Source organism: Streptomyces sp. NPDC090077 (assembly GCF_044747545.1).
GTDB lineage: Bacteria > Actinomycetota > Actinomycetes > Streptomycetales > Streptomycetaceae > Streptomyces.
Genome location: NZ_JBIVEG010000003.1, coordinates 250700 through 273893 on the forward strand (window position 1 = coordinate 250700; position 23194 = coordinate 273893).

General features: G+C 74.5%; 23 protein-coding genes. 16 read left to right on the forward strand and 7 right to left on the reverse strand.

Translation table 11 applies throughout. The features are described from left to right. Positions 1–6 precede the first annotated feature (6 nt). On the reverse strand, positions 7–744 hold the full coding sequence (locus tag ACIPW5_RS08010; protein WP_401241891.1) for a DUF2470 domain-containing protein: 738 nt from the start codon (positions 742–744) through the stop codon (positions 7–9). Positions 745–787: 43 nt separating this feature from the next. Beyond that, on the reverse strand, positions 788–1453 hold the full coding sequence (locus ACIPW5_RS08015; protein ID WP_401241893.1) for a TetR/AcrR family transcriptional regulator: 666 nt from the start codon (positions 1451–1453) through the stop codon (positions 788–790). A gap of 98 nt (positions 1454–1551) precedes the next feature. Between ACIPW5_RS08015 and ACIPW5_RS08020 the strand changes: the two genes are divergently transcribed. The 4 genes from ACIPW5_RS08020 to ACIPW5_RS08035 all read left to right on the forward strand — a co-directional run bounded on the left by ACIPW5_RS08020 (position 1552) and on the right by ACIPW5_RS08035 (position 4351). Continuing rightward, positions 1552–1947, forward strand: coding sequence for a cell division protein SepF (locus ACIPW5_RS08020; RefSeq protein WP_401241896.1), 396 nt, complete (start codon positions 1552–1554; stop codon positions 1945–1947). 66 nt (positions 1948–2013) lie between these two features. Then, on the forward strand, positions 2014–3348 hold the full coding sequence (locus ACIPW5_RS08025; protein WP_401241899.1) for an ATP-binding protein: 1335 nt from the start codon (positions 2014–2016) through the stop codon (positions 3346–3348). Continuing rightward, positions 3345–3740 carry a nucleotide pyrophosphohydrolase gene (locus ACIPW5_RS08030; RefSeq protein WP_401241901.1) on the forward strand — a complete coding sequence of 132 codons (396 nt, stop codon included), beginning with the start codon at positions 3345–3347 and terminating at the stop codon, positions 3738–3740. The genes ACIPW5_RS08025 and ACIPW5_RS08030 overlap by 4 nt, the downstream gene beginning before the upstream one ends. Positions 3741–3862: 122 nt before the next feature. Then, positions 3863–4351 (forward strand): DUF6099 family protein, encoded by a 489-nt coding sequence (locus ACIPW5_RS08035; protein WP_401241903.1) that lies wholly within the window; start codon positions 3863–3865, stop codon positions 4349–4351. A 74-nt stretch (positions 4352–4425) separates the two neighbouring features. Here ACIPW5_RS08035 and ACIPW5_RS08040 read toward each other — a convergent pair whose 3' ends face one another. Then, on the reverse strand, positions 4426–4707 hold the full coding sequence (locus ACIPW5_RS08040; RefSeq protein WP_401241906.1) for a hypothetical protein: 282 nt from the start codon (positions 4705–4707) through the stop codon (positions 4426–4428). A 203-nt stretch (positions 4708–4910) separates the two neighbouring features. On the opposite strand from ACIPW5_RS08040, the gene ACIPW5_RS08045 reads away from it, so the two are divergent. From ACIPW5_RS08045 to argF, 8 genes are all read left to right on the forward strand, one after another. After that, complete coding sequence (locus ACIPW5_RS08045) at positions 4911–5837, forward strand: LLM class F420-dependent oxidoreductase (RefSeq protein ID WP_401241907.1); 927 nt, start codon at positions 4911–4913, stop codon at positions 5835–5837. A gap of 11 nt (positions 5838–5848) precedes the next feature. Further along, positions 5849–6715 carry a homocysteine S-methyltransferase gene (gene mmuM, locus ACIPW5_RS08050; protein ID WP_401241910.1) on the forward strand — a complete coding sequence of 289 codons (867 nt, stop codon included), beginning with the start codon at positions 5849–5851 and terminating at the stop codon, positions 6713–6715. Positions 6716–6804: 89 nt separating this feature from the next. After that, complete coding sequence (locus ACIPW5_RS08055) at positions 6805–7035, forward strand: hypothetical protein (protein ID WP_401241913.1); 231 nt, start codon at positions 6805–6807, stop codon at positions 7033–7035. Positions 7036–7086: 51 nt separating this feature from the next. Next, positions 7087–8580, forward strand: coding sequence for a 3' terminal RNA ribose 2'-O-methyltransferase Hen1 (locus ACIPW5_RS08060; RefSeq protein ID WP_401242238.1), 1494 nt, complete (start codon positions 7087–7089; stop codon positions 8578–8580). Next, positions 8577–11174 (forward strand): polynucleotide kinase-phosphatase, encoded by a 2598-nt coding sequence (locus ACIPW5_RS08065; protein ID WP_401241916.1) that lies wholly within the window; start codon positions 8577–8579, stop codon positions 11172–11174. The genes ACIPW5_RS08060 and ACIPW5_RS08065 overlap by 4 nt, the downstream gene beginning before the upstream one ends. A gap of 201 nt (positions 11175–11375) precedes the next feature. Continuing rightward, the gene (locus ACIPW5_RS08070) at positions 11376–11843 is read left to right on the forward strand and encodes a hypothetical protein (protein WP_401241919.1); all 468 of its coding nucleotides are present in this window, start codon (positions 11376–11378) and stop codon (positions 11841–11843) included. 55 nt (positions 11844–11898) lie between these two features. After that, positions 11899–13125 carry an arginine deiminase gene (locus ACIPW5_RS08075; protein ID WP_401241922.1) on the forward strand — a complete coding sequence of 409 codons (1227 nt, stop codon included), beginning with the start codon at positions 11899–11901 and terminating at the stop codon, positions 13123–13125. A gap of 136 nt (positions 13126–13261) precedes the next feature. Further along, positions 13262–14272: an ornithine carbamoyltransferase gene (gene argF, locus ACIPW5_RS08080; RefSeq protein ID WP_401241924.1), complete on the forward strand. Its 1011-nt coding sequence runs from the start codon at positions 13262–13264 to the stop codon at positions 14270–14272. Positions 14273–14344: 72 nt separating this feature from the next. Here argF and ACIPW5_RS08085 read toward each other — a convergent pair whose 3' ends face one another. Beyond that, positions 14345–14710, reverse strand: coding sequence for an ATP-binding protein (locus ACIPW5_RS08085; RefSeq protein WP_401242241.1), 366 nt, complete (start codon positions 14708–14710; stop codon positions 14345–14347). Between the two features lie 344 nt (positions 14711–15054). On the opposite strand from ACIPW5_RS08085, the gene ACIPW5_RS08090 reads away from it, so the two are divergent. After that, entirely contained in the window at positions 15055–15882 is an 828-nt protein-coding gene (locus ACIPW5_RS08090; RefSeq protein ID WP_401241926.1) for an enoyl-CoA hydratase family protein, read from the forward strand. Between the two features lie 4 nt (positions 15883–15886). Next, on the forward strand, positions 15887–18148 hold the full coding sequence (locus tag ACIPW5_RS08095; protein WP_401241929.1) for a bifunctional salicylyl-CoA 5-hydroxylase/oxidoreductase: 2262 nt from the start codon (positions 15887–15889) through the stop codon (positions 18146–18148). Position 18149: 1 nt separating this feature from the next. On the opposite strand, the gene ACIPW5_RS08100 is transcribed toward ACIPW5_RS08095, so the two are convergent. The 3 genes from ACIPW5_RS08100 to ACIPW5_RS08110 all read right to left on the reverse strand — a co-directional run bounded on the left by ACIPW5_RS08100 (position 18150) and on the right by ACIPW5_RS08110 (position 21504). Then, positions 18150–18989: a GNAT family N-acetyltransferase gene (locus ACIPW5_RS08100; protein WP_401241931.1), complete on the reverse strand. Its 840-nt coding sequence runs from the start codon at positions 18987–18989 to the stop codon at positions 18150–18152. Positions 18990–19073: 84 nt separating this feature from the next. Next, on the reverse strand, positions 19074–19880 hold the full coding sequence (locus ACIPW5_RS08105; RefSeq protein WP_401241934.1) for a PaaX family transcriptional regulator C-terminal domain-containing protein: 807 nt from the start codon (positions 19878–19880) through the stop codon (positions 19074–19076). A gap of 4 nt (positions 19881–19884) precedes the next feature. Beyond that, complete coding sequence (locus ACIPW5_RS08110; protein ID WP_401241937.1) at positions 19885–21504, reverse strand: AMP-binding protein; 1620 nt, start codon at positions 21502–21504, stop codon at positions 19885–19887. Positions 21505–21638: 134 nt separating this feature from the next. Here ACIPW5_RS08110 and ACIPW5_RS08115 point away from each other — a divergent pair, with 134 nt between their 5' ends. Continuing rightward, the gene (locus ACIPW5_RS08115; RefSeq protein WP_401241940.1) at positions 21639–22763 is read left to right on the forward strand and encodes an acyl-CoA dehydrogenase family protein; all 1125 of its coding nucleotides are present in this window, start codon (positions 21639–21641) and stop codon (positions 22761–22763) included. Next, positions 22760–23158, forward strand: a complete 399-nt coding sequence (locus ACIPW5_RS08120; RefSeq protein ID WP_401241943.1) for a RidA family protein — start codon at positions 22760–22762, stop codon at positions 23156–23158. Before ACIPW5_RS08115 ends, ACIPW5_RS08120 begins: the two co-directional genes overlap by 4 nt. Positions 23159–23194 lie beyond the last annotated feature (36 nt).

Genomic DNA, 23194 nt, shown 5'->3' on the forward strand with positions numbered 1-23194 from the left:
CGGTTCTCAAGCGGGGAGCGAGTTGCGGTGGGAGCGCCGCCGGGCCGCGCTGAGCAGCGCCTGGATCTGGACGCCCGCCTGGTCGACGTCGTCGATGACGGAGGGGAAGGGCAGCCGTACGTCGCGGTGGCCGGTGCGCTCCTCCAGCCGCAGGGTGATCCCGTAGCGGTCCATGGCGAGCGGCAGCGCGCGGACGACGGCGGCTGAGGGCCGCGGCCGCACCAGCCGCAGCAGCAGGGTGACCAGCTCGGGGTGGTCGTCGAGGAGGTGGGTGAGCATGCCGGCCTCGTAAGGGGCCAGCGGGTCGGGCCAGGCCTCGTCCAGTTCGTCCAGCCCGATGTACGAGGTGCCGCGCGCGGTCTCCAGGACCGCCTGGCCGTACTCCACGCAGGTGGTGGTCCCGGGGGCGGAGGCCTCGTCGGCCCAGGGGGTGAGCAGGTGGCCGAGGACGGTGACGCGGGCGCGCACCCGGTCGCGTACGGGGGTCGGGGCGATGTCGGTGAACTCCAGCCGGATGGCGGGCAGTCCGTCGTTCAGCACCGCGGCGGGGTGCCCGGCCAGGGGGGCGGCGGGGTGCAGGTGCAGCCGGCCGAGCACGTCCCCGCCGTCCAGGTTGCGGACCTCGTGGCGCACGCCGTCGATGACGACCGTCATCGAGTGGGCGGCGGCGAGGACGGAGCGGACCAGTTCGGCCTCGGTGGGCCGGGCGGCGGGCGTGGCGGCGGGGGCACCGGGCAGGCGCATGCGGATCTCTCCCTCATCGGAGATTGACTTAGGTATGCCTAACCTAACCTATCTGTGGGTCGGGTAGTACCCCGCGCGCCAGCCGGCCGAGCGTCCCGGCGATCCGCGCGGGCTCGAAGCCCAGGGTGTGCCGCTGGAACTGGTAGACCTCCGGGGAGAGCGGGCTGAGCAGGGCGTCCACGCTGACGTCGGGATCGACGGCGCCGGCCTCCACGAGCAGGGCCCGCACGTGTGCGCGCCAGTGCCGGTACGTGCCCCCCGCGAACCGGGCCGGGCCCGGACCGATGCCCAGGGCCAGCGGCAGGTGCCGCTCCAGGTGCTCCAGGGCCGCCGCGTAGAAGGCGGCCAGCCGCTGCGCCGGCGGAGCGCCCGGCCCCAGCGGCGGCGGGCCGAACGCGAGGCGCGCCCGCAGGGCCCGCTCGTGCTCGTCCAGGAGCGCGGCGGCCACGGAGGCCGGATCCGGGAACCGGCGGTAGAGCGTGGCCCGGCCGACGCCCGCCGCCTTGGCTATGTGGTCCATCGTCACGCTGCGCGGATCCCGCTCGGTGAACAACTGCTCCGCGGCGGCGAGGATCTGCGCCCGGTTGCGGATCGCGTCCTCGCGCCGCAGCGGCCGCACGGTCCGCCCGCCGCTCCCCGCGGCGCCGTGCCGGGCGGGCCCCGGGCCCGCGATGTCGCTCAACGTGCGGACCTCGTCGCCATTGGTCATGGCGGCGACCCTACGTCCTTCGTGTCGGTGTTGGGCTGAACGGGTGAAACGCGAGAGGATGGGGGGATGCACATGAAGCGCACGGCCGAGGGGGCCCGGTGAGCAGGTACGACGTCACCGACGAGCAGTGGGAGGGACTCGCGCAGGTGGTGCCGCTGCGCAGTCGCAACGAATGGCCCTCCCGGGTGGACCACCGCACCATCCCCAAGGCCCCCGGACAGGCCGCGGCGGAACAGCGGCGCTTCGTGGTGATCCGGGTTCAGATCTTCGCCGACGCGCGGGAGGTGGCGGAGTACCTGATCGCGCAGATCCCCGTGCTGCTGGACCTCACCGGCGCCGACAGCGAAGTGGCCAAGCGGATCCTCGACTTCAGCAGCGGCGTGGTGTTCGGCCTGGGCAGCGGCATGCACCGGGTCGACCGCAACGTCTTCCTGCTGGCCCCCGTGGGGACCGAGGTGGAGGGGATCGCGGCGGCGGCCGTCCCCCGATCGTAGGAAGGTCGCGGCGGCGGAACGGTTCGGCGGGCACCCCGGCACCCGGGCGGGCCGTAGCGTCCGGCCATGGACGCCACCCTGGACGCGGTGGGGCGCGGCGGGCCCGCCGCCGCCCCGACCGGTACACCGCCGTGCGCAGCAGCCGCGGCTGACAGCCCGTTACGCGGACACCCCCGGGGCGAGCCCGGCCCCGCCGATGCCGGCCGCGCCTCCGGTACGCCGCCGCCCGCTGCCGGAGCCGCCGCTTCCGGCGGTGCGCCCGCCGATCCGGGCCCGACCCGGCCCACCGTCACCGAGCTGCGGCTCTCCGCCTTCGGGCCGCACCGGGCGGCCGCCTTCCCGCTGGGCCCCGTGACCCTCCTCACCGGCCCCAGCGGCAGCGGCAAGTCCCAGGCCCTGGACGCCTACCGGGCGCTGGCCGCCCTCGCCTCCGGGGCCACCCTGCGCGAGGCCTTCCCCGACCCGGGCGCCCGGGTGCCCGAACGGGCCCTGCCCGACGGCGGCGGGCGGCGCGGCTTCCGCCTCGGCTGCACGGTCGACGGCCCCTGCGGCCCCGTCCGCCTCGACCTCGCGGTCCAGGCCGAGCCCGTGCTGCGCATCGCCGGCGAACGGCTCTCCCAGGACGGCCGGATCCTGCTCACCACCGCCCTGCGCGACCCGCGCCGGCGCACCGTCGAGGCCGCCTGGTTCACCGGCGGCACCGTGGGGGTGACCCGGGCCCCGATGCCCGACGACCGCCTCGGCACCGGACTGCTGCCGCTGCGCGTCGCCGGGTCCACGGCGGGCCAGCGCCGGGTGCTGGCCGCCGCCGAACAGGTGGTGGTGGCCCTGCGCTCGGTGTTCGCCTGCGACCCGGAACCCGGCCGGATGCGGGCGCCCGTCCCGGCCGGCGAGGGCCGGCTGCGGACCGACTGCGGGAACCTGGCCGACGTGCTGCGCCGGACCCGCCACGAATGCGGCACCCGCCACGCGCTGCTGGCCCGGGCGGCGCGGGCAGGCTGCGCCGGGCCGGTGGCGGGGCTGGACGTACGGGCGGCCCCCGGCGGCCCCGGGCTGGTGGCCGCCGTGCTCGACCGCGGCCCCGGCCGTCCCGCGACCGGCCTGGACCGGCTCGGCGCCGGCGAACTGCGCTTCCTGGCGCTGGCCCTGGTCCTGCTCACCGGACCCGGGGTGCTGGAGGTGGACCCGGCCGCCGAACTGCTCTCCGCCCGCCAGGCCCTCACGGTGCTCGCCGACGGCCTCGACCGGGGGCTCGACCGGCGGCAGGCCGCCGAACTGCTGCGGCTCGCCGTGCTGTGCGGCGGGCGCGGGCACATCGGGCTGGTGGCGGCGGTCGGCGAGGACACCGCGGGAACCGGTCGGGGGGTCCCCGGCGTCTCAGTGGTAGACCTGTCCCCATGAACGACGCAGCACCCACGGGTGACGGGCCCGCTCTCCCGCAAGGCGAACGCCTGTACCAACTCCAGCGACGGCTGGCCGATTTCGCGGCCGCCCGGGACTGGGCCCCGTACCACACGCCCAAGAACCTGGCCGTGGCCCTGAGCGTGGAGGCCGCCGAACTGGTCGAGATCTTCCAGTGGCTGACTCCGGAACAGTCGGCCGCGGTCATGGAGAAGCCCGAAAGCGCACACAGAGTGGCCGACGAGGTGGCCGACGTGATGGCGTATCTGCTGCAGTTCTGTGAGGTTCTCGGGGTTGATGTGCTGGATGCGCTGGCCGCGAAGATCGAGAGGAACGAGCACCGCTTCCCGGTTGCCGGTACTTCGACACCAGATCGTCACTCTTCGGAGTGATGGCGTCGTCCACAACCATGTTTGTGTCCACAGATTTCCGAATACCCCTGGCTTTACTGGCTCGTTGCCTTCACTCTGGGTAGTGGAGAACGGCGGGATGTCGTGCGGACGGGGGACGGCATATGGATGCGGTACGGCTCATCGCGGCCGGCCGGCACGCGCTGGCGCGGAGCGGGGAGGCATGGGACATCGTGGGCGAGGCCTGGCAGGCACAGGCGCTCGCCCAGGGCATCGGGAGCTGGCTGGCGGTCACCGGACCGCCGGAGCTGAGGGCGGAGGCACGGGGGCTGGGCGAAGCCGGCGGGAGAGGCTGCGGGGTCATCGACCGCGCGGCCCTGCGGGGTGAGGGAAGACCGCCCGAACAGCCGCCGAGGGCGGCGCAGCTGGCCGGGACGGCCGACGTGCGGCAGGCGCTGCTCGGGCTCCAGGAGCTGCTCGGCGAGGTCGGCATAGCCCTCGTCGGAGTGGCCTGCGCGACGGACGACGAGGGACTGTACTGGCAGTGCATAGAGTCGATCGACGCGGCGGACGAGTCGAGCGACCGGGTGCGGGCACTGCTGCGCCGGATGGCGGCCGTCCGCGAGCGGGGCTCGGCGTCGGGCGTGAGCTGAACCGGGAGCGGGTCGGGCAAGATCCGGAAGGGACGGCCCGGAGGGTCCCGCCGCGCACGGCGGGACCCCCGCGGTCAGAAGGACCGGTCGGAGTGGCGGTCGGAGCGGAGCTCGCCCTCGTACGCGCGTCCGCCGGAGGCCGCCGGCGCGGCAGGCAGGGTGCGGTCCGCGGAGTGCTGGAGGTCGGCGTCGAGCTGGGAGAGGTCGGCGTTCAGCGCCGCCATCAGCTCCTCCATCTGCTGCAGCAGGCCCTTCGGCGCGCCGCCCTGGGCGGGAGCCGCGGACTCCTGGCGTGCGTGGTCGTGTGCTGCCTGTCCGGTCTGTCCGGGATGCTCGGGCACGGACTCGTGGGACATGGCGGCCTCCTCGGCCCTGGCCCTTCCGGTGCGGAAGGGGGCGGTGGACGCATCGGCGGGAGGCCGCCGGCGCGCGGGCCGGGCGGTCCGGCTCCGTCCGAGCCAACGATCCCCATCCGCGCTGGTCACTGGCGGGGCGGGGGGTGGACCTTCCGGTTGACGAAGATTCACCCGGCAGGGGTGGGACGGGCAGGATGGGGAGCATGGATCTCCGCATTTTCACCGAACCGCAGCAGGGTGCGAGCTACGACACCCTCCTGACCGTCGCCAAGGCCACCGAGGACCTGGGCTTCGACGCGTTCTTCCGCTCGGACCACTACCTGCGGATGGGCTCCGTCGACGGCCTGCCGGGCCCCACGGACGCCTGGATCACCCTCGCCGGCCTGGCCCGCGAGACGAAGCGGATCCGCCTGGGCACGCTGATGACGGCCGGCACGTTCCGGCTGCCCGGCGTCCTCGCCATCCAGGTGGCGCAGGTCGACCAGATGTCCGGCGGGCGGGTGGAACTCGGCCTGGGGGCGGGCTGGTTCGAGGAGGAGCACAAGGCGTACGGGATCCCCTTCCCGGCGGAGCGGATGGCCCGGCTGGAGGAGCAGCTCGCCATCGTCACCGGGCTGTGGGCCACCGCCCCCGGCGAGACCTTCGACCACCGGGGCGTCCACTACCAGGTGGAGAACTCCCCGGCGCTCCCCAAGCCGGCCCAGGCCAAGGTGCCCGTCCTCATCGGCGGGCACGGTGCGCGGCGCACCCCGCGCCTCGCCGCCCGGTACGCGGACGAGTTCAACATGCCCTTCGCCTCGGTCGAGGACAGCCGGCGGCAGTTCGCCCGGGTGCGGGAGGCCGCCGCCGAGGCCGGGCGCGCGGCGGACGAGCTCGTCTACTCCAACGCCCTGGTGGTGTGCGTGGGCAAGGACGACGCCGAGGTCGCCCGCCGGGCCGCCGCCATCGGCCGCGAGGTCGACGAGCTGAAGGCCAACGGCCTGGCCGGCTCCCCGGACGAGGTCGTGGAGAAGCTCGGCACCTACGCCGCCATCGGTTCCTCGCGGGTCTACCTCCAGCTCCTCGACCTCGACGACCTGGACCACCTGGAGCTGGTCTCCTCCCGCGTCCTGTCCCAGCTCGGCCGGTAGGGAAGCGGACCGTGCCCCGTGCGACCGGCCCGCTCGCCGAAGCCCTGGCCCGCAGGACCCTGCTGCTGGACGGCGGGATGGGCAACCAGCTCGCCGACCAGGGCTGCGACCTGTCCGGGGGAATGTGGACGGGCCGGGTGCTCGCCGAGCGCCCCGGCCAGGTGGAGGCGGCCCACGCCGCGTACGTCCGGGCCGGCGCCGAGGTGCTGATCACCGCGAGCTACCAGGTCGGCCACGACCCGGCCCTGCTGGAGCGGAGCGTGCGGGTGGCGGGCCGTGCCGCCCGGGCCGCCGCGCACGAGGTGTGGGTGGCCGCCTCGGTGGGCCCGTACGGGGCGGTCCTGGCGGACGGTTCCGAGTACCGCGGCCGGTACGGGCTCACCGTGGCGGAGCTGGCCGCCTTCCACCGGCCCCGGATCGGGGCGCTGCTGGCGGCGGGCCCCGACGTCCTGGCGCTGGAGACCGTCCCGGACGTCCTGGAGGCGGAGGCCCTGCTGCGGGTGCTGGCCGGTACGGGGGCCCGCGCCTGGCTCACGTACACGGTCGGGGGCGGCCGCACCCGGGCCGGCCAGCCCCTCGCCGAGGCGTTCGCCCTGGCGGCCGCCGCCCCCGAGGTGGTCGCGGTCGGCGTCAACTGCTGCGACCCCGCCGACGTGCTGCCCGCCCTGGAGGCCGCCGCCTCCGTCACCGCCAAGCCGCTGGTGGCCTACCCGAACGACGGCTCCGTCTGGGACGCCGCCACTGGGAGCTGGAACGCCCCCGCCGCTCCCGCCCCCTGGCCGGTGGGGTCCTGGCGGGCGGCCGGGGCCCGGCTGGTCGGCGGCTGCTGCCGGATCGGCCCGGACCGCATCGCCGCCCTGGGGCCGCGCCTGGCCTGACGCGGGGTAAGGCAAGGGTCCGCGGCCGACTATCACTCGATCGGGTGAAGGGCCTTTCTGGTCGGCTCCTGCTGGGATAGGCAGGAGAGATGAAGCGCACCAGCAGGACGGGCGCCGCCGCCAGGCGCCGCATCACCCGCTCCAGGGCGTGCGGGGAGAAGAAGCAGTTCGCCAACGAGGCCGCGGCGGAGCACGCCGCGAGCGAGATGAACCGGATCCAGCCGTGGCAGCACGAACGGATCGCCTACCTCTGTCCGTACAGCGGCACCGAACCCCACTGGCACATCGGCCGCCCGCTCAACATCCCCAAACAGCGCTGACACCGGAAATCCGTTCGCCCCGACGGTGGTGCCCGGGTCATGCTGGAACGCATGTTCCTGACGATCAGCACCACCGGCACGACGGAGAATCCGGCCACCGACCTGGGATTTCTGCTGCACAAGCATCCCGGCAGGGCGCAGGCGTTCTCCACCTCGCACGGCACCGCCCACGTGTTCTACCCCGAGGCGACGGCCGAGCGGTGCACGGTGGCGCTGCTGCTCGAGGTGGACCCCGTCGCGCTGGTCCGGCGCGGCCAGGGCAAGGGGCGGGGCGGGGCGCCCGACGCCGCCCTCGCCCAGTACGTCAACGACCGCCCGTACGCGGCCTCCTCGCTGCTCGCCGTCGCACTCAGCGGGGTCTTCCGCACCGCCCTCAAGGGCCAGTGCGCGCTGCGCCCCGAACTGCCGGGCCGGCCGCGCCCGCTGCGGATCGAGATCCCGGTGCTACCCGCCCGCGGCGGCCCGGAGCTGGTGCGCCGCCTGTTCGGCCCGCTGGGCTGGGACCGGGTGGAGTGCGTGCCGATCGCGCTCGACGAGCGGTTCCCGGAGTGGGGCGACAGCCGCTACGTGCGGCTCGTGCTGGAGGGCGGGCTGCGGCTGGAGGACGCCCTGCGCCAGCTGTACGTCCTGCTGCCCGTGCTCGACGACGCCAAGCACTACTGGGTCGCCCCCGACGAGGTCGACAAGCTGCTGCGCGCCGGGGACGGCTGGCTGGCCGCGCACCCCGAGCACGCGCTGATCACCGCCCGCTACCTGGCCCGCCACAAGCGGCTCACCCAGAACGCCATGGAGCGCCTGGAACTGGCCCGGCTGGCCGAGGCCGACGGGAGCGAGGCCGAGGAACTCGACAACGCCGTGGACCAGACCGTCCCCGAAGGCTCCGACGAGTCCCCGGGCACCCCGGAGCGGTCCGTGCCGCTCGCCGTGCGCCGGCGCGACGCGATCCTCGACGCCCTGCGCGGGGCCGGCGCCCAGCGGGTGCTGGACCTCGGCTGCGGCGAGGGGCACCTCGTACAGGCCCTGCTCAAGGACCCGGCGTACACCGAGGTCGTCGGCGTCGACGTGTCCGTCCGGGCGCTGACCACGGCCGCCCGGCGGCTGCGGCTGGAACGGATGGGGGAGCGCCAGAGCTCCCGCGTCCGGCTGTTCCAGGGCTCGCTCGCCTACACCGACAAGCGGCTGGCCGGCTACGACGCGGCCGTCCTGAGCGAGGTGATCGAGCACCTCGACCCGCCCCGGCTGCCCGCGCTGGAGTACGCCGTCTTCGCCGCGGCCCGCCCCCGCACGGTCCTCGTGACCACCCCGAACGTCGAGTACAACGTCCGCTGGGAGTCCCTGCCCGCCGGGCACGTCCGCCACCGCGACCACCGCTTCGAGTGGACCCGCGAGGAGTTCCGCGCCTGGGCCGCCCGCGTGGCCGCCCGGCACGGCTACACCGTCGCCCACGTACCGGTGGGCGACGAGGACCCCGAGGTCGGAGCGCCGACCCAGATGGCCGTCTTCACCACCGTCACCGAGAGCCCGAAGGAGGGCGAGGCAGCATGACCACCCCCACCACCGACGCCGCCACCACCGACGCCCGCACGGCCGGCGGCCGCCCGGCCCACCGGGTGCTCCCCGTCCCCGACCTGTCCCTCGTCGTCCTCGTCGGCGCCACCGGATCGGGCAAGTCCACCTTCGCCCGCAAGCACTTCAAGCCCACCGAGGTCCTCTCCTCCGACTTCTGCCGGGGCCTGGTCGCCGACGACGAGAACGACCAGAGCGCCAGCAAGGACGCCTTCGAGGTCCTCCACTACGTCGCCGGCAAGCGGCTCGCCGCCGGACGGCTCACCGTCGTGGACGCCACCAGCGTCCAGCAGGAGGCCCGCCGCGAGCTCGTACGCCTCGCCCGCGAGCACGACGTCCTGCCCGTCGCGATCGTCCTCGACATGCCCGAGTCGGTCTGCGCCGAGCGCAACGCCGCCCGCCCCGACCGGGCCGGACTGCCCCGCCGGGTCATCCAGCGGCACCGCTCCGAGCTGCGCCGCTCCCTGCGCGGCCTGGAGCGCGAGGGCTTCCGCAAGGTGCACGTCCTGCGCACGGTCGAGGAGGCCGACACCGCCGAAGTGGTGCTGGAGAAGCGGTTCAACGACCTCGCCCACCTCACCGGCCCCTTCGACATCGTCGGCGACATCCACGGCTGCTCCTCCGAGCTGGAGACCCTCCTTGCCAAGCTCGGCTACGAGGACGGGGCCCACCCCGCCGGCCGCACCGCCGTCTTCGTCGGCGACCTCGTCGACCGCGGCCCGGACAGCCCCGGCGTGCTGCGCCGGGTGATGGGCATGGTCAAGTCCGGCAACGCCCTGTGCGTGCCCGGGAACCACGAGAACAAGCTGGGGCGTTACCTCAAGGGGTCCAAGGTCCAGCAGACGCACGGCCTCGCCGAGACCGTCGAGCAGCTCTCCCGCGAGAGCGAGGAGTTCGTCAAGGAGGTCAGGGAGTTCATCGCCGGCCTGGTCAGCCACTACGTCCTCGACGGCGGCAAGCTGGTCGTCTGCCACGCCGGACTGCCCGAGAAGTACCACGGCCGCACCTCCGGCCGGGTCCGCTCGCACGCCCTGTACGGCGAGACCACCGGCGAGACCGACGAGTTCGGCCTGCCCGTGCGCTACCCGTGGGCCGAGGACTACCGCGGCAAGGCGGTCGTGGTCTACGGCCACACCCCCGTCCCGGACACCACCTGGATCAACAACACCATCTGCCTCGACACCGGTGCCGTCTTCGGCGGCCGGATGACCGCCCTGCGCTGGCCCGAGCGCGAACTGGTCGACGTACCGGCCGAGAAGGTCTGGTACGAGCCGGTGAAGCCGCTCGCCGCCGAGGTGCCGGGAGGCCACGAGGGGCGCCCGCTCGACCTGGCCGACGTCCACGGACGACGGGTCGTGGAGACCCGCCACCTGGGGAACGTCGGCGTCCGCGAGGAGAACGCGGCCGCCGCCCTGGAGGTCATGAGCCGCTTCGCGGTGGACCCCCGGCTGGTGCCGTACCTGCCGCCGACCATGGCGCCGACGGCCACCTCGCAGCAGGAGGGCCACCTGGAGCACCCCGCCGAGGCCTTCGCCCAGTACCGGGCCGACGGCATCGGACGGGTGGTGTGCGAGGAGAAGCACATGGGCTCCCGCGCCACCGTCCTGCTGTGCCGGGACGCGGCCGCCGCCCGCGAGCGGTTCGGCGTCGAGGACGGCCCCACCGGCTCCCTCTACACCCGCACCGGCCGGCCCTTCTTCCCGGACCCGCAGGTCACCGAGGAGTTCCTCGCCCGGCTGCGCACGGCGGTCGACCGCGCGGGGCTGTGGGAGGAACTCGGCACGGACTGGCTGCTGTTCGACGGGGAGCTGCTGCCCTGGTCCCTGAAGTCCACGGGCCTGCTCCGCAACCAGTACGCGGCCGTGGGCGCCGCCTCCCGCGCCGTCCTCCCGGACGCCGTCGCCGCCCTGGAGGCGGCCGCGGCCAGGGGAGTGGACACCGGCGCGCTGCTGGAGCGCCAGCGCGGGCGGGCCGACGACGCCGCCGCCTTCACCGAGGCGTACCGGCGCTACTGCTGGAGCACCGACGGGCTGGACGGCGTACGTTTCGCGCCGTTCCAGCTGCTCGCGGCAGCCGGCCGGTCCCTGGCCGCCGTACCGCACGACGAGCAGCTCGCCTGGCTGGACCGGCTCGCCGACGCGGACGAGGGCACGGACGCCCCGTTGCTGCGCCGCACCCGCAGGGTGTACGTGGACACCGGCGACGAGGAGTCGGTGCGCGCGGGCACCGAGTGGTGGCTGGAGCTGACCGCCGCCGGGGGCGAGGGCATGGTGGTCAAGCCGCTCCAGGCGTACGCCCGGGACGGCAGGGGACGGCTGGTCCAGCCCGGGGTGAAGGTCCGCGGACGCGAGTACCTGAGGATCGTCTACGGGCCGGAGTACGCGCGTCCGGAGCAGCTGGAGCGGCTGCGCCAGAGGTTCCTGGGGCACAAGCGCTCGCTCGCCCTGCGCGAGTACGCGCTCGGCCTGGAGGCGCTGGACCGGCTGGCGGAGGGAGAGCCGCTGTGGCGGGTCCACGAGCCGGTGTTCGCCGTGCTCGCCCTCGAGTCGGAGCCGGTCGACCCGCGCCTGTGAGGGCGCCGCACCGGTAAAGGCGCGGCGTAAAGCGGCAGCCCCCGTACGGCCCCGAATTAGGTCGTATGGGGGAACTTTCCCGCGGAAGCCCCGGGAAACCGGCGGCGGGATCGTTCATCCAGGGCAGCGGAGTGTCCGCGACCCAGGAAGGACGGAACGTCACCTATGAAGATGACCGCGCGCGGAAGCATTGCGGCGCTCATGACCTGTATGGCCGCGGCCGGCGCGGCCTCCCCGGCCGTGGCCGACTCGGTCCCGGTGGGTGTCCCGCTGGAGGCGGTGGAGACCACGCTGGGCGTTCCGGCGCCGAAGCTGGCCACCGGGGTCCCGGTGCCGCTCGTCGGTTCCCCGGAGGCGCCCCGGTTCCACCAGGGCGACCTGCTGCCGACCCCACTGCTCCCGGTGGTACCGATCGCCGCCGACCTGGGGGCCACCCGCCTCACCTCGGCGGTGCCCAACCTGCTGGGCGAGCAGGCGACGGACGGCGAGGGCTCCCTGGAGTCCCCGGCCACCACGCTGATCACCCGCACCCCCGGTGCGGTCGTCGGTGCCCCGCTGACGATGCCGGACGCGAGCAACAACGGCGTCCCGAACCTGACCGTCCCCAAGCTGGGCCTGACCGCCCCGGACGTCATCGGCACCCCGACGGCACTTCTCGGCCTGCGCTGACCGGGGTCGCCCGACGCGAGGTCAGAAAGCCGCCCGTTCTGGGAATGTGTACGGCATGGGATTCCATGTCGACTCCGAGACCGGGCGGCTGCGCCGCGTCATCCTCCACCGGCCCGACCTGGAGCTGAAGCGGCTCACACCAAGCAACAAGGACGCCCTGCTCTTCGACGACGTGCTGTGGGTGCGCCGGGCCCGCCAGGAGCACGACGGGTTCGCGGACGTGCTCCGCGACCGCGGTGTCGCCGTCCACCTCTTCGGCGACCTGCTCCGCGAGGTCCTCGACGTCCCCGAGGCGCGCCTCCTGGTGCTGGACCGGGTCTTCGACGAGAAGGAGTACGGTCCGCTCGCCACCGACCACCTGCGGGCGGTCTTCGACGGGCTGCCCTCCGCCGAACTCGCGGAGGCCCTGGTCGGCGGCATGACCAAGCGGGAGTTCCTGGAGCGGCACACCGAACCGGTCTCGGTGCGGTTCCACGCCCTCGACCTGGACGGCTTCCTGCTGGGGCCGCTGCCCAACCACCTCTTCACCCGCGACACCTCCGCCTGGATCTACGACGGGGTGTCCGTCAACGCCATGCGCTGGCCCGCCCGGCAGCGCGAGACCGTGCACTTCGAGGCGATCTACCGGCACCACCCGCTGTTCACCGGTGCGGGCCCCTTCCCCTACTGGTCGCAGGGCCAGGCGGACTACCCCTCGACCATCGAGGGCGGCGACGTCCTGGTCATCGGCAACGGCGCCGTGCTCATCGGGATGAGCGAGCGGACCACTCCGCAGGCGGTGGAGATGCTCGCCCGGGGCCTGTTCGCGGCCGGGTCGGCCTCCGTCATCGTGGCCCTGGACCTGCCCAAGCGGCGGGCCTTCATGCACCTGGACACGGTGATGACGATGGTCGATGCAGATACGTTCACTCAGTACGCCGGGCTCGGCATGCTGCGCTCCTACACGATCCGGCCGGGCGAGGGGGCGGGCGAGCTGAGGGTGAGCGACCACCCGCCGGAGCACATGCACCGGACGATCGCCGAGGCGCTCGGCCTGGACAAGGTGCGGGTGCTCACCGCCACGCAGGACGTGCACGCGGCGGAGCGCGAGCAGTGGGACGACGGGTGCAACGTGCTGGCCGTCGAGCCCGGGGTGGTCGTCGCCTACGAGCGGAACGTCACCACCAACACGCACCTGCGCAAGGAGGGCATCGAGGTGATCGAGATCCCCGGCAGCGAGCTGGGCCGGGGCCGGGGCGGTCCGCGCTGCATGAGCTGCCCCGTGGAGCGGGACGCGGTGTGAGGGCCGGCGCACGGTCGGCACACGCCCGGCCCGAGGGGACGGCTGCCGTGCGATGTGATCCACCACTCTGTATATCAATACAGAGCGTCGTATAGACTTCCAGCGTCCCCGTCAGCGCCACACTGGAGCGTCCCCCATGGCCACCGACCTCTTCGGCCGCAGTTTCCTCAAGGAGCTCGACTTCACCGCCGCCGAGTTCCGCGGCCTGGTCGAGCTCGCAGCCGAACTCAAGGCGGCCAAGAAGGCCGGGGCCGAGCAGCGCCGGCTCCAGGGGAAGAACCTCGCGCTGATCTTCGAGAAGACCTCCACGCGCACCCGCTGCGCGTTCGAGGTCGCCGCCGCCGACCAGGGCGCCCACACGGTCTACCTCGACCCCTCCGGCTCCCAGATGGGACACAAGGAGTCGATCCGGGACACCGCGCGGGTGCTCGGCCGGATGTTCGACGGCATCGAGTACCGGGGCGACAGCCAGCAGGCCGTCGAGGACCTGGCCGCCCACTCCGGCGTGCCCGTCTTCAACGGCCTCACCGACGACTGGCACCCCACCCAGATGCTGGCCGACCTGCTGACCATGACCGAGCACTGCGCCAAGCCGCTGGAGCGGATCTCCTTCGCCTACCTGGGCGACGCCCGCTTCAACATGGGCAACTCGTACCTGGTGACCGGCGCCCTGCTGGGCATGGACGTGCGCATCGTCGCGCCGGAGGCGTACTGGCCGGACGCGGCCGTGGTGGCGCGGGCCCGCGAGCTCGCCGCGGCCAGCGGGGCCCGGATCACCCTGACGGAGGAGGTCACGGAGGGCGTGGCGCAGGCCGACTTCGTGGCCACGGACGTCTGGGTCTCGATGGGCGAGCCCAAGGAGGTCTGGGACGAGCGGATCGCGGCCCTGGCCCCGTACGCCGTCACCATGGACGTGCTGCGCGCGACCGGGAACCCGGACGTGAAGTTCCTGCACTGCCTGCCCGCCTTCCACGACCTGGGCACCAAGGTGGCCCGGGAGGTCCACGAGCGGCACGGACTGGACTCGCTGGAGGTCACGGACGAGGTGTTCGAGTCCGCACACTCCGTCGTCTTCGACGAGGCGGAGAACCGGCTGCACACCATCAAGGCCGTCCTCGTCGCGACGCTCGCCGGGCCCGCCGTGTAACCGGCCGGATACGCGGCCGCATAGTCATGCGGGCTCCTGCGGCGAGGGGCCGGGCGTTCGGCGGCCGGGCGCTCAGGCGGTCGCCGTCACCCGGCCCGGCAGGGTGAACCAGACGGCCTTGCCGTGCGGGGTCGGCCGGTGGCCGCAGGCGGAGCTGAGGGCCCGGATCAGCAGCAGTCCGCGTCCGCCCTCCTGCCACGGGTCGGGGTGGTGCCCGGGACGGCCGGCGGTGAGGTCGCCGGGCGGCTGCGGATCCCCGTCGTGCACCTCCACCTGGCAGCCGTTCGCGCGCAGCTCCACGACCAGCTCGATCGGGGCGCCCCCCGGAGTGTGCTCGACGGCGTTCGCCACCAGCTCGGCGGTCAGCAGCTCGGCCGTGTCGCTGTCGGGACACCGTTCCGGGTCGGTGAACGCGGTGCGGATCAGGGCGCGGGCCATCGGGACGGCGGCGGTCGTGTGCGGAAGGGCGATCCGCCAGGCGGAGGTGTCGTGCACGGCTGGTCCGTCCTTCCGTGAGGTCCGTGAGGTCCGTGAGGTCCGTGAGATGCGTGTGGTCCGTGAGGTGCGTGAGGCCCCTGAGGGTGGGGCGCGGGGAAGTCCTCCGTTCAACGATAGGGGCACGGCCCGCACTCCCGTAGGGCACCCCGGCCGGGCGGCGGGGGACCGGGGCGGGCGCGGCCGGGGACCTTCGGCCCTGTCGCCGCCTCCGCGTACCGCCATCGGGGGGACCACTTGTCGCGTTTCTCTGACGGCAGTCACGATTCGGTGATAGCTTCGACGGTGTGAGCCCCTTCACCGGTTCCACACCAGAGACCGAACGGTGGCGCCACCTGCGGGTGACCCGGCAGGACGGCGTGGCCACCGTCACCCTCGACCGCCCCGAGAAGCTGAACGCGCTCACCTTCGGCGCCTACGCCGACCTGCGCGATCTGCTCGCCGAACTGTCCCGCACCCGCTCCGTGCGCGCCCTCGTCCTCGCCGGCGAGGGCCGCGGCTTCTGCTCCGGCGGGGACGTGGACGAGATCATCGGCGCCACCCTCGCCATGGACACCGCCCAGCTCCTCGACTTCAACCGGATGACCGGCCAGGTGGTCCGCGCCCTCCGCGAGTGCCCCTTCCCGGTGATCGCCGCCGTGCACGGGGTGGCCGCCGGAGCCGGGGCCGTGCTCGCCCTCGCCGCCGACTTCCGGATCGCCGACCCCTCCGCCCGCTTCGCCTTCCTCTTCACCCGCGTCGGCCTGTCCGGCGGCGACATGGGCGCCGCGTACCTGCTGCCCCGGGTCGTCGGCCTCGGCCACGCCACCCGGCTGCTGATGCTCGGAGAGCCCGTACGCGCCGCCGAGGCCGAGCGGATCGGCCTGCTCAGCGAACTCGTCGACGAGGGCAAGGCCGACGCCCGCGCCGCCGAACTCGCCGCCCGCCTCGCCGCCGGACCGGCCCTCGCCCACGCCCAGACCAAGGCCCTGCTCACCGCCGAGCTGGACATGCCCCTGGCCGCCTCGGTGGAACTGGACGCCAACACCCAGGCCCTGCTGATGAACGGCCGGGACTACGCCGAGTTCCACGCCGCGTTCACCGCGAAGCGGCCCCCGGAGTGGAAGGGCAGGTAACCGCATGTCCGCGAGCGCCATGAGGGTGGCCGTCGTCGGCGGCGGACCGGGCGGGCTCTACACCGCCGCGCTGCTGGCCCGCCAGGGGCACACGGTGGAGTTGTGGGAGCGCAACGCCCCCGAGGACACCTTCGGCTTCGGCGTGGTGCTCTCGGACGAGACCCTCGGCGGCATCGAACGCGCCGACACCGTCGTCCACGCCGCCCTCGCCGCCGAGTTCGTCCGCTGGGACGACGTGGACGTCGTCCACCGGGGCCGGCTGCTGACCTCCGGCGGCCACGGCTTCGCCGCCCTCGGCCGCCGCCGGCTCCTGGAGATCCTCCACGAACGCTGCGCCGGCCTCGGCGTGCGCCTGCGCTTCCGCGCCGAGGCCCCCGACGCCTTCGCCCTGGCCGGGTCGTACGACCTGGTGGTCGCCGCCGACGGGGTGCACAGCGCGACCCGGGCCCGCGGAGCCGACCGCTTCCGGCCCACCGAGACCCCCGGACGCTGCCGGTACGTCTGGCTCGCCGCCGACTTCGCCTTCGACTCGTTCCGCTTCGAGATCGCCGAGACCGAGCACGGGGTCATGCAGCTGCACGGCTACCCGTACGCGCCCGACTCCTCCACCGTCATTGTGGAGATGCGGGAGGAGGTGTGGCGGGCGGCCGGCCTCGACCTGTGCGACGAGGCCGAATCGGCCTCCCGCTGCGCCAAGACCTTCACCGAGGCCCTGCAGGGCCGGCCGCTGCGCGGGAACCGCTCGGCGTGGACCCGCTTCCGCACCGTCGTCAACGCGCACTGGTCGCACGGCAACGTGGTGCTGCTCGGCGACGCGGCGCACACCGCCCACTTCTCCATCGGCTCCGGCACCAAGCTCGCCGTCGAGGACGCCCTCACCCTCGCCGAGGCCCTCGACCGGCTGCCCGACGTCCCCTCCGCCCTCGCCGCCTACGAGGAGGAGCGCCGCCCGGCCGTGGCCAGCACCCAGCGCGCCGCCGCCGCCAGCATGCGCTGGTTCGAGGACCTCGCCGGGTACGTGGACCAGCCCGCCCGGCAGTTCGCCTTCAACCTGCTCACCCGCAGCCGCCGCGTCACCCACGACAACCTCCGGCTGCGCGACGAACGGTTCACCCGGGCGGTGGAACGCGACTTCGGCTGCCCGGAGGACGCCGACGGCGCGGGAACCCCGCCCATGTTCACCCCGTTCACCCTCCGCGGGCTCACCCTGCGCAACCGCGTCGTGGTCTCGCCGATGGACACGTACTCGGCCGAGGACGGAGTCCCCGGCGACTTCCACCTCGTGCACCTGGGCGGCCGGGCCCTCGGCGGAGCCGGGCTGGTCATGACGGAGATGGTGTGCGTCAGCGCCGAAGGCCGCATCACCCCCGGCTGCGCCGGCCTGTGGACCGCGGAGCAGGCGGCCGCCTGGAAGCGGATCGCCGAATTCGTCCACGCCTCCGCGCCCGGTACGGCCCTCGGAGTCCAGCTCGGCCACTCCGGCCGCAAGGGCTCCACCCGGCTGATGTGGGAGGGCATGGACGAACCGCTCCCGGACGGCAACTGGCCCCTGGTCGCCGCCTCCGCGCTGCCCTACCGGGCCGGGGTCTCCGCCGTCCCGCGCGCCCTGGCGGCCGCCGACCTGGCCGCGATCCGCTCCGACTTCGCGGCCGCCGCCGTCCGGGCCGCCGACTGCGGCTTCGACCTGCTGGAACTGCACTGCGCGCACGGCTACCTGCTGTCCGGGTTCCTCTCCCCGCTCACCAACCACCGCGAGGACGCCTACGGCGGCCCCCTGGAGAACCGGCTCCGCTTCCCCCTGGAGGTCTTCGACGCCGTCCGCGAGGTCTGGCCCGCCGACCGCCCGATGACGGTCCGCCTCTCGGCCACCGACTGGGCACCCGGCGGCACCACGCCCGAGGAGGCCGAACGGATCGCCGCCGCCTTCGCCGCCCACGGCGCCGACGCCGTCGACGTCTCCACCGGCCAGGTGGTCTCCGACGAGGCCCCCGAGTACGGCCGCTCCTACCAGACCCCCTACGCCGACCGCATCCGCAACGCCCTCGGCATCCCCGTCATCGCCGTCGGCGCGATCTCCTCCTGGGACGACGTCAACTCGCTGCTGCTGGCCGGCCGCGCCGACCTCTGCGCCCTCGGCCGCCCCCACCTGTACGACCCGCACTGGACCCTGCACGCGGCCGCCGACCAGGCCTACACGGGCCCCGGCGCCCCCTGGCCGGCCCCCTACCGCGCCGGCAGCCGCAAACCCCCGACCGGCAAGGGGTAGCTCAGACCGCCTCCAGCACGACCCGGTCCTCCACCGGGGCGTAGCCCAGGCGCTGGTAGACCCCGTTGCTGGTGGGGTTGGCCAGGTTGGTGAAGAGCAGCACCTCGGCCGCCCCGGCGGCGTACGCGGCCCGGCTCGCCGCGTGCGTCACCCCGGCGGCATGGCCGTGGCCCCGGTGGGCGAGCGGGGTGTAGACGGGCCCGACGCGGGAGGCACCGCCGATCGGGCGGGAGAAGCCGGCCAGCGACACCGGCCGGCCGTCGAGCTCCCACAGCAGCAGCCCGCCGTAGGAGATGCGGTCGCGCAGCCGGGCCTCGGACGGGCCGGCGGGGATGCCGCACTCCCGGTCGAAGGCCTCGATCCACTCCCGCAGCAGGGGCAGGTCCGCCTCGCCGGCGGTCCGTACCCGGCCCTCCGGGGTGGGGTCGGGCGGGGCCAGGGTGGCCAGCCGGTACAGGCGCAGCTCCTCGACGACGCGGGTCGGCGTGCCCCGGGCCGCCGCCAGCACCTGCGCGTCGGCGCGGCGGGCGTTGAACCCGCCGGTGCGGCCGCGCAGCGGCTCGGCGCCGAGCGCGCCGGCCAGGGCCCGGACCGCCTCGGGGGGTGCGGCGCCGAGCAGCAGTGGGAACGGCGGGGTGTGCAGCAGGGCCCCGTCGACGGCCCCGTCCGCGCCGGTCCACCAGCCGAAGAGGGGGTCGGCGTCACCGAAGGCCCGCGGGCCCCGCCGCTCCAAGGCGTCGGCGACGGTCAGCAGGCCGGTGTTGACGACGGGCTGCGCGGCCACGGCCGGGCGCGCGGCAGCCAGATAGGCCGCCAGATCAGTGCTGAAGGTCCATGTCATGCCCCATGCTGGCGCCCTCCGGGGTCGGCCCGCACCGCAATTTCCGCCCCGGCGCGCCCGCCGCCACGGACGCCGCGTTCCGCGCTAGGGCCGCTGCCGGACGAAGAGGGCGCCCGGGGTGTGGAGGCGGGTGTGGAGTTCCTGGAAGACGGCTGCGGAGCGGTCGCCCGGCCAGTCCTCGGGGAGGAGGTCGCGGGGGAGGCCGGGGTCGGAGTAGGGGAGCCGGCGCCAGGTGTCCAGGGCTGCCAGGTAGGACCGGTAGGCGTCCTCGGGGGTGGGCTCGGGGCCCGACCGGAGGGCGCGCAGGACCGGTTCGTGCCGGTCGAGGAAGTCCTCGTGCTGCTTGGCCAGCGCCGCCAGGTCCCACCAGCGGGCGACCGTCTCGGCGGTGGGGGCGAAACCGGCGTGGGCGCCGCGGAAGAGCTCCACGTACCCGGTCAGGTGCAGCCGTTCCAGGGTGTGCCCGGTCTCCTCGGCCAGCTGGGCGGGGGCGATCCACACGCCCGGCGCCACCGCCCCGAAGCCCAGCCGGGCCAGCCGGGAGCGCAGCAGGTGCCGCTTGTGCCGCTCCTGCTCGGGGACGGAGAAGACCGCGACCAGCCACTCCGGGGACACCGGCACGGCCCCGTAGATCCGCCGGTCCCCGTCCTCCAGCAGCAGCCGGGCCTCCTCGGAGGGTTCGTACCCGGCCGACCCGTCGGCGGCCTTCGCGGGCACGAGGAAGCCGCGCCGCTTCAGCCGGGACACCGAGGAACGGACGGAGGGCGCGTCGACCCCGGCCGCGCCCAGCAGGCGGACCAGGGCGGACACCGGGACGGCGCCCTCGAAGGACCGCCCGTAGGCGCCGTAGAAGGTGACGATCAGGGATCGCGGAGTGTGCTGCTCGACCACGGGTTCACTCTAGATCGCGCAGCCGGAACCGCTGGAGTTTGCCGGTGGGGGTGCGCGGCAGCGCGGGCAGGAAGACGAAGGAGCGCGGGCACTTGTGCGGGGCCAGCTCCCCCTTCATGAAGGTCCGCAGGGCCTCCTCCGTCAGCACCGCCCCGTCGCGCGGCACGGTGTACGCGACCACGATCTGCCCGCGCCGCTCGTCGGGGCGGCCGACGACGGCGGCCTCCGCCACGTCCGGATGGCGCAGCAGGGCCTCCTCGACCTCGGGGCCCGCGATGTTGTAACCCGAAGAGACGATCATGTCGTCGGCGCGGGCGACGTAGCGGAAGTAGCCGTCGGGGTCGCGGACGTAGGTGTCGCCGGTCAGGTTCCAGCCGTCCCGGACGTACTCGCCCTGCCGGGGGTCGGCGAGGTAGCGGCAGCCCACCGGCCCGCGCACGGCCAGCAGTCCGGGCTCGCCGTCGGGGACGGGCCGCCCGGACGGGTCCACCACCCGTGCCTCCCAGCCGGGCACCACCCGGCCGGTGGTACCGGGGCGGACGTCCTCGTCGGCGGCGGAGATGAAGATGTGCAGCAGCTCGGTGGCCCCGATGCCGTTGATGATCCGCAGCCCGGTGCGCGCGTGCCAGGCCCGCCAGGTCGCGGCGGGCAGGTTCTCGCCGGCGGAGACGCAGCGGCGCAGCGCCGACAGGTCGTAGGCCCCCGTGTCGTACGGGCCCAGGGTGTCCAGCATCGACCGGTAGGCGGTGGGCGCCGTGAACAGCACGGTGACCCGGTGCTCGGCGAGGGCCGGCAGCAGCACCCGGGGCGTGGCCTGCTCCAGCAGCAGCGCGCTGGCGCCGGCCCGCAGCGGGAAGACGACCAGCCCGCCGAGCCCGAAGGTGAACCCGAGCGGCGGACTGCCCGCGAACACGTCGTCGGGGCGGGGCCGCAGGACGTGGCGGGAGAAGGTGTCGGCGACGGCGAGGAGGTCGCGGTGGAAGTGCATGCAGCCCTTGGGGCGGCCCGTGGTCCCGGAGGTGAAGGCGATCAGCGCGACGTCGTCGGCGGAGGTCGGGACGGCCGGGTAGGGCGCGGAGTACGCCTCGGCGAGCCGCAGCAGGTCGTCCCCGGAGCCGCCGCCGTAGGGGGTGATCCGCAGTCCGGGCACCTCGGCCTTGGCCAGGTCGTCGATGACGTCGGCGTGGCACAGCGCGTGCCGCACCCCGGCCATGGCGCACACCGTGGCCAGCTCCTGGGCGCGCTGCTGGGCCAGTACGGTGACGGCCACCGCGCCCGCCTTCATCACCGCCAGCCAGCAGGCCGCGAGCCAGGGGCCGGTGGGCCCGCGCAGCAGCACCCGGTTGCCGGGGACGACGCCGAGATCGATGGTGAGGACGTGGGCGAGGGCGTCGACGCGTGCGCGGAGCTCCCCGTAGGACCACACCCCGCCGGCGCCGTCGCGGAAGGCGGGCCGGTCCGGGCCGAAGCGCTCGATGGTGGCGTCGAGCAGTTCGGTGCCGCAGTTCAGCCGGTCCGGGTAGGCCAGTTCGGGCAGCTCGAAGAGGAGCTGCGGCCAGGCGTGGGCGGGCGGCAGGTGGTCGCGGGCAAAGGTGTCGGCGTGAGCGGATGGCTTGAGCTCCAAGGCGGGTTCGCCCCCTTGCAACGTCCGGATTTTGTGGTGGAGCCGGCCGTGCCAGTACGTTCCGAGCGTATCGTGATGGTGACGGCAGTCAACAGGACGCGATAAGAGTGTCGACAGGACTTGGGGGCATTCGGATGGCCGGATTCGCGCTCGGGGCGGAACAAGAGGAATGGTGCGGCCGGTTGCGCGCCCTCGCACGTGAGCGGCTGCGGCCGCTCGCCGAGAAGGGCGAGCCCGGACGGGTGAACCGGCCCCTGCTCGCGGAGCTGGGGGAACTGGGCCTGCTGGAGCGGGTCTTCGACTCGGGGGCGCTGGAGCTGTGCCTGCTGCGCGAGTCCCTGGCCTACGGGTGCACCGAGGCGGAGACGGCCCTGGCCCTCCAGGGGCTCGGGGCGCATCCGGTGCTCCGGTCGGGCAGCGCGGCCCAGCGGGAGCGGTGGCTGCCGGGGGTCCGGGCGGGCCGGCACGTGGCGGCGTTCGCGCTGAGCGAGCCCGGCGCGGGCTCCGACGCCGCGGCCCTCGCCCTGACGGCGGCCCCGGACGGGCCCGGCTGGCGGCTGGAGGGCGCCAAGTGCTGGATCTCCAACGCCCCCGAGGCCGACTTCTACACCGTCTTCGCCCGTACGGGTGAGGCCCCGGGGGCGAAGGGCATCACGGCCTTCCTGGTCCCCGCGGACCGCCCGGGGCTGACCGGCGAGGCCCTGGAGATGCTCTCCCCGCACCCGATCGGCTCGCTCGCCTTCGAGGGGGTGCCCGTCGGCCGCGAGGACGTACTGGGCGGGCCCGGACAGGGGTTCCGCGTCGCGATGGAGACCCTGAACCTCTTCCGGCCGAGCGTGGGCGCCTTCGCGGTCGGCATGGCGCGGGCCGCGCTCGACGCGACCCTGGCCCACACGGCCGGCCGGACCGCCTTCGGCGGGGTGCTCGCCGACCTCCAGGCGGTCGCGCACCGCGTCGCGGACATGGCCACCCGCACCGAGGCCGCCCGGCTGCTGGTGTACGCGGCGGCCGGCGCCTACGACGGCGGCGCTCCCGACGTCCCGGGACGCGTCGCCATGGCCAAGCTCCTCGCCACGGAGACGGCCCAGTACGTGGTGGACCACGCCGTCCAGCTGCACGGCGCGGCCGCCCTGCGCCGGGGCCACCTGCTGGAGCACCTCTACCGGGAGGTGCGGGCGCCCAGGATCTACGAGGGGGCGAGCGAGGTGCAGCGCGGCATCATCGCCAAGGAGCTCTACCGGGGGGTGGCGGCGCGATGAGCCCCGAACGCATCAACCCCCCGGAGCTGTCCCCGGCCACCGGCTTCTCCCACGCGGTGTCGGCCACCGGCTCGCGGATCGTCTTCCTGGCCGGCCAGACCGCGCTGGACGGCTCCGGGAAGGTGGTCGGCGACAGCCTGCCGGAGCAGTTCGAGCGGGCCCTGGCCAATCTGCTGGCCGCACTCGCCGCGGCCGGCGGCCACCCCTCGGACCTGGCCCGGGTGACGGTGTACGCGGTGGACGTGGAGGCCTACCGGGTGCACGCCGCCGAACTGGGCCGCATCTGGCACCGCCTCGCCGGCCGCGACTACCCGGCGATGGCGGTGGTCGGCGTGGTCCGGCTGTGGGACGTCGAGGCCCAGCTCGAACTGGACGGCGTCGCGGTGCTCCCGTAGTCCTGCCGGCCACCCCTGCACCGCCCGGCGGCGGTG

Coding starts and splice junctions, on each gene's coding strand:
- ACIPW5_RS08055 (WP_401241913.1), top strand. CDS start 6,805: ATGAAGCGCACCAGCAGGACGGGCGCCGCCGCCAGGCGCCGCATCACC.
- ACIPW5_RS08060 (WP_401242238.1), top strand. CDS start 7,087: ATGTTCCTGACGATCAGCACCACCGGCACGACGGAGAATCCGGCCACC.
- ACIPW5_RS08085 (WP_401242241.1), bottom strand. CDS start 14,710: ATGGCCCGCGCCCTGATCCGCACCGCGTTCACCGACCCGGAACGGTGT.
- ACIPW5_RS08040 (WP_401241906.1), bottom strand. CDS start 4,707: ATGTCCCACGAGTCCGTGCCCGAGCATCCCGGACAGACCGGACAGGCA.
- ACIPW5_RS08075 (WP_401241922.1), top strand. CDS start 11,899: ATGGGATTCCATGTCGACTCCGAGACCGGGCGGCTGCGCCGCGTCATC.
- ACIPW5_RS08010 (WP_401241891.1), bottom strand. CDS start 744: ATGCGCCTGCCCGGTGCCCCCGCCGCCACGCCCGCCGCCCGGCCCACC.
- ACIPW5_RS08120 (WP_401241943.1), top strand. CDS start 22,760: ATGAGCCCCGAACGCATCAACCCCCCGGAGCTGTCCCCGGCCACCGGC.
- ACIPW5_RS08065 (WP_401241916.1), top strand. CDS start 8,577: ATGACCACCCCCACCACCGACGCCGCCACCACCGACGCCCGCACGGCC.
- ACIPW5_RS08025 (WP_401241899.1), top strand. CDS start 2,014: ATGGACGCCACCCTGGACGCGGTGGGGCGCGGCGGGCCCGCCGCCGCC.
- ACIPW5_RS08095 (WP_401241929.1), top strand. CDS start 15,887: ATGTCCGCGAGCGCCATGAGGGTGGCCGTCGTCGGCGGCGGACCGGGC.
- ACIPW5_RS08100 (WP_401241931.1), bottom strand. CDS start 18,989: ATGACATGGACCTTCAGCACTGATCTGGCGGCCTATCTGGCTGCCGCG.
- ACIPW5_RS08035 (WP_401241903.1), top strand. CDS start 3,863: ATGGATGCGGTACGGCTCATCGCGGCCGGCCGGCACGCGCTGGCGCGG.
- ACIPW5_RS08045 (WP_401241907.1), top strand. CDS start 4,911: ATGGATCTCCGCATTTTCACCGAACCGCAGCAGGGTGCGAGCTACGAC.
- ACIPW5_RS08015 (WP_401241893.1), bottom strand. CDS start 1,453: ATGACCAATGGCGACGAGGTCCGCACGTTGAGCGACATCGCGGGCCCG.
- argF (WP_401241924.1), top strand. CDS start 13,262: ATGGCCACCGACCTCTTCGGCCGCAGTTTCCTCAAGGAGCTCGACTTC.
- ACIPW5_RS08070 (WP_401241919.1), top strand. CDS start 11,376: ATGACCTGTATGGCCGCGGCCGGCGCGGCCTCCCCGGCCGTGGCCGAC.
- ACIPW5_RS08030 (WP_401241901.1), top strand. CDS start 3,345: ATGAACGACGCAGCACCCACGGGTGACGGGCCCGCTCTCCCGCAAGGC.
- ACIPW5_RS08115 (WP_401241940.1), top strand. CDS start 21,639: ATGGCCGGATTCGCGCTCGGGGCGGAACAAGAGGAATGGTGCGGCCGG.